General features: G+C 62.5%; 4 protein-coding genes. 2 read left to right on the top strand and 2 right to left on the bottom strand.

What is annotated here, in order from left to right; genetic code table 11:
* Positions 1 to 29: 29 nt before the first annotated feature.
* Complete coding sequence (locus AC1DW2_RS43410) at positions 30 to 1,574, bottom strand: acyl-CoA synthetase (protein ID WP_477009164.1); 1,545 nt, start codon at positions 1,572 to 1,574, stop codon at positions 30 to 32.
* Between the two features lie 177 nt (positions 1,575 to 1,751).
* Complete coding sequence (locus AC1DW2_RS43405) at positions 1,752 to 2,924, bottom strand: acetyl-CoA C-acetyltransferase (RefSeq protein WP_166082374.1); 1,173 nt, start codon at positions 2,922 to 2,924, stop codon at positions 1,752 to 1,754.
* Positions 2,925 to 3,138: 214 nt separating this feature from the next.
* On the opposite strand from AC1DW2_RS43405, the gene AC1DW2_RS43400 reads away from it, so the two are divergent.
* Positions 3,139 to 3,741, top strand: a complete 603-nt coding sequence (locus AC1DW2_RS43400; RefSeq protein WP_166082377.1) for a TetR family transcriptional regulator — start codon at positions 3,139 to 3,141, stop codon at positions 3,739 to 3,741.
* Between the two features lie 55 nt (positions 3,742 to 3,796).
* Positions 3,797 to 4,555 carry an SDR family NAD(P)-dependent oxidoreductase gene (locus AC1DW2_RS43395; RefSeq protein WP_166082383.1) on the top strand — a complete coding sequence of 253 codons (759 nt, stop codon included), beginning with the start codon at positions 3,797 to 3,799 and terminating at the stop codon, positions 4,553 to 4,555.
* The last annotated feature ends 117 nt before the right edge of the window (positions 4,556 to 4,672 follow it).

Raw genomic sequence — 4,672 nt, 5'->3', positions numbered from 1 at the left:
CTCCAGGGGAGGGTAAGAAAGAGCGGGCACTAAATCTTCGCCGCGATCTTCGGCCAATACCGGTCGMGCAGATGTCGCTTTACCAGCTTGCCCGTCGGCGTGCGCGGCAGCTCGGCTTCGAAATCGATCGAGCGCGGGCATTTGATCGCCGAGAGACGCGTCTTGCAGTAGGCGATCAGGTCCGCCTCGAGCGCCTTGCCGGCGCGGCTCATGTCGTGCGGCTGCACCACCGCCTTCACCTCTTCGCCCATCTCCTCGTTCGGGACGCCGAACACGGCGACGTCGGCGATCTCAGGGTGGGTGATGAGCACATCCTCGGTCTCCTGCGGGTAGATGTTCACCCCGCCGGAGATGATCATGTAGGACTTGCGGTCGGTGAGGAACAGGAAGCCGTCCTTGTCGAGGTAGCCGACGTCGCCGAGCGTCGACCAACCCTTGGCGTTGTAGGCCTTCTTCGTTTTCTCTGGATCGTTGTGATAGGTGAAAACCGGCGCATCGGCGAAATAGACCGTGCCGATCTCGCCCACCGGCTGCTCCTCGTCGTTCTCGTCCAGGATCTTGATCTTGCCGACCACGGCGCGGCCGACGCTGCCGCGATGCTCCAGCCATTCTTTCGAATTGCAGACGGTGACGCCGTTGCCTTCCGAGCCCGCGTAATACTCGATCAGGATCGGTCCCCACCATTCGATCATTTTTGCTTTGACGTCGACCGGGCAGGGAGCTGCGGCGTGGATCGCGCCTTTCAGCGTCGAGACGTTGTACTGGGCGCGGACCTCGTCGGGCAGCTTCAGCATGCGCACGAACATGGTCGGCACGAGTTGCGACTGCGTGACCTTGTACTTTTCGACGAGCTTGAGAAAATCCTCGGCGTCAAAATGCTCCATGATGATGGAGGTGCCTCCGAGAACGATCGCCATCATGTTGAAGCGCAAAGGGGCCGCGTGATAGAGCGGCGCCGGCGAGAGGTAGGTGCTCTCCGCATTCATGCCGCACATGTCGGCGCAGAGTACGCGCAGGAAGGCGTTCGGCACGTCGATCTTGTTGCCCTCGAATGCCTTCTTGATGCCCTTCGGACGACCGGTCGTGCCGGACGAATACAGCATGTCGTAGCCGGCGACTTCGTCCGCGATCGGCGTTGTCGGCTGTGCGGACGCTTCCTTGTCGTAGGAGCGGAAGCCGGGCTGGGGCTCGTCGACCATGTAGAAGATCGGCTCGCCCGCGGTCCCCTTGATCAGGGCCTTGATCTGGTCGGCGCATTTCGGCGTGGTAATCACGACCTTGGCGCCGCAATCGCCGATGATGTAGTCGATCTCGTCCTGCTTCAGATAGCGGCTGATCGCGGTGTAATAGAGCCCGCTGCGTTGCGCGGCCCAGCAGATCTCCATGAAGGCGAGACGGTTCTCCATCAAGAGCGCGATGTGGTCGCCGGCCTTCAGGCCGAGCGAGCGGAACAGGTTTGCGCCCTGGTTCGAGAGCTCGTCGAGCTCGCGATAGGTGATCGCCTTGCCGGTCCCGGCCATCTGGTAGGCGATCTTGTCGGGCGTGGTTTTGGCGTAGACGGACGGATGGGTCATAAGCGTAGGTCCCAAGGCACACGAGATGTCGTCCCGGCGAAAGCCGGGACCCATAACCACAGGGCGTCGTTTGGCAGAGGATTGTCGTTCGGTACTGCGACCAACCACAATCGATAGATTTCGCGGTATGGGTCCCGGCTTTCGCCGGGACGACACCGTTAGTGTGGCAGCAGCAGTTTACAGCCGCTCCACGATCGTCACGTTGGCCATGCCACCGCCTTCGCACATGGTCTGAAGACCATAGCGCTTGCCGCGCTGGTGTAGGGCGTGGACCAGCGTCGTCATCAGCTTGGTACCGGAGCCGCCAAGGGGATGGCCGAGCGCGATGGCGCCGCCATTGACGTTGAGTCTGTCAGGATCGGCCCCGGTGGTCTTCAGCCAGCCGGTCGGCACCGAGGCGAAGGCCTCGTTGACTTCGAACAGATCGATGTCGTCGATCTTCATGCCGGCCTTCTCCAGCGCACGCTTGGTCGCGTGCAGCGGGGCGTCGAGCATGATGACGGGATCGCCGCCGGTCATGGTCATGTGGTGGATGCGCGCCAGCGGTGTGAGGCCGAGCTGCTTGAGGCCGCGCTCGTTCACGACCATGATGCCGGATGCGCCGTCGCAGATCTGGCTGGCGCTGGCCGCGGTGAGCTTGCCGTTCTCGGCAATCAGCTTGACGCCCTTGATGCCGTCGAGCGTGGCGTCGAAGCGGATGCCCTCGTCGATGTGGTGGGTGTCCTTGCTGCCATCGGCGCGGGTGATCTCGAGCGGCACGATCTCCTTCTTGAAGTGGCCGGCTTGCGTTGCCGCGATCGCGCGCTGATGGCTGTTGTAGGAGTATTCGTCGAGGTCATCCTTCGAGAGGCCGTACTTCTCGGCCATCATCTCGGCACCGGTGAACTGGCTGAACACGATGTTCGGATATTTCGCCTCGATGCCCGGGCTCTTGTAATTGCCAAAGCCGTTTTTGGCCGGAAGCTGCGAGGACAGGCCCATCGGTACGCGCGTCATCGATTCCACGCCGGCGGCGATCACCACGTCCATCGTGCCGGACATCACGGCTTGCGCCGCGAAGTGCAGCGCCTGCTGCGAGGAGCCGCACTGCCGGTCGATCGAGGTGCCCGGAACGCTCTCCGGCAGCTTCGAGGCCATGATCGCGTTGCGCGCGACGTTGTTGGACTGCTCACCGACCTGCATCACGCAGCCCATGATCACGTCCTCGACCAGGGCAGGATCGACCTTGGTGCGATCGACCAGTTCGTCCAGCACCTTCGCGGCGAGATCGGCCGGATGCCAGCCGGCGAGGCGGCCCCCCTTGCGCCCGCCCGCGGTACGCGCAGCGGCGACGATGTAAGCCTCGGCCATGTCGGTCTCTCCCTGGATTGTTCTCTATCGAGTTTGGATTGTCGGCGCGGATTTAATGGGCGCGATATCGTTTAGTCAATCGATCAATTAACTCTTGTGATGAGGCGCTGCTTCGGCTTATCTGCGGCCGCTTCAAGCGGCGAGAACAGGGAACTCCGTGACTACCAGCGTACCGAACAGGCTCCCCAGCGGAAAGAATTCCACGGCAGAGAAATTGCTCGTGGCCGCGAGCGACCTGATGATCGAACGCTCGTCGATCGAGATCTCGCTCTCTGACATCGCCCAGAAGTCGGGCGCCAATGCCGCGCTGGTCAAATATCATTTCGGCAACAAGGACGGCCTGTTGCTGGCGCTGCTCGCGCGCGATGCCGCGACCGAGATGTCCAACCTGGAATATCTGCTGGCGCAACCGATCACATCGACGGCGAAGCTGAAGCTGCATATCGCCGGCATCATCCGCGCCTATTACCGGTTCCCCTACATGAACCGGCTGATTCACTATCTGCTGCATGAGACCAATGCAGGCTCTGCCGACGAAGTCTCAAAATTCTTCGTCGCGCCGCTGCTGGACTTCCACCGGCGCCTGCTCACTGAGGGCGTCAGCCGCGGCGAGTTCCGTGCCACCGATCCGGTGCTGTTCTACACCAGCCTGATCGGCGCCTGCGATCACCTGTTCTTTGGCCGGCACGCGATGTCTCGCGCGACCGGCGTCGGTCCGGTCACCGATGACGTCTGCCGGCAATACATCAAGCACATGGAAACGCTGATCTGCGGTGGCATCCTCACGCAAGCCGAGGAAGCTGCCGCGGCCGGATAATCCGGCCGAGACGTACAAGTCTAGAGAAGCAACGCCCAAGGAAAGGTAGCCTGTCATGGAATTGAAAGACGTAGCCGTTCTCATCACCGGTGGTGGTTCGGGTCTTGGTGAAGCGACCGCGCGCGCCATGGCCGCCAAGGGCGCCAAGATTGGTGTGATCGATCAGAACAAGGACAATGCAGAGAAGGTCGCTGCCGAAGTGAAGGGCGTCGCGCTTCATGCCGACGTCACCAGCGAGGAGCAGATCAAGGCTGCAATCGCGAAGGCGGAAGCCGCGCACGGCGTCGCGCGCGTGCTGATGAACTGCGCCGGCATCGGCGGCTCGCAGCGCATCGTCGGCCGCGACGGCATCTATCCGCTCGAAAAGTTTGCGCGCATCATCAACGTCAATCTGATCGGCACCTTCAACTGCTTGCGTCTGTTCGCCGAGCGCCTCGTCACGATCGAGCCCGTCGGAGAAGAGCGCGGCGTCATCATCAACACTGCCTCGGTGGCCGCCTATGAAGGCCAGATCGGCCAGATCGCCTACTCGGCCTCGAAGGGCGGCGTCGTCGGCCTGACGCTGCCGGCCGCGCGCGATCTCGCCAGCCAGAAGATCCGCGTCAACACCATCGCGCCCGGCCTGTTCTTCACGCCGTTGTTGATGGGTCTGAATGAAGAAGCCCGCAAGAGCCTCGGCGCCCAGGTGCCGCATCCCTCGCGCCTCGGCGATGCCAAGGAATACGGCTCGCTCGCGGTGCATATCGTCGAGAACGCGATGCTCAACGGCGAGACCATCCGTCTCGACGGCGCCATCCGCATGGCGCCGCGGTAGTAGATGCGCTCTTCCTTCTCCCCTTGTGGGAGAAGGTGGCATAGGCGGCCTGTGGCCGCCGTCCTTAAAAGGACGCCGATGCTTCGCATCGGCTATGGCGCCGGATGAGGGGTTCTC

Source organism: Bradyrhizobium sp. P3_C3 (assembly GCF_056402655.1).
Note: the sequence above shows the minus strand (reverse complement) of the source record. Positions and strands in the feature narration are given on the sequence as shown.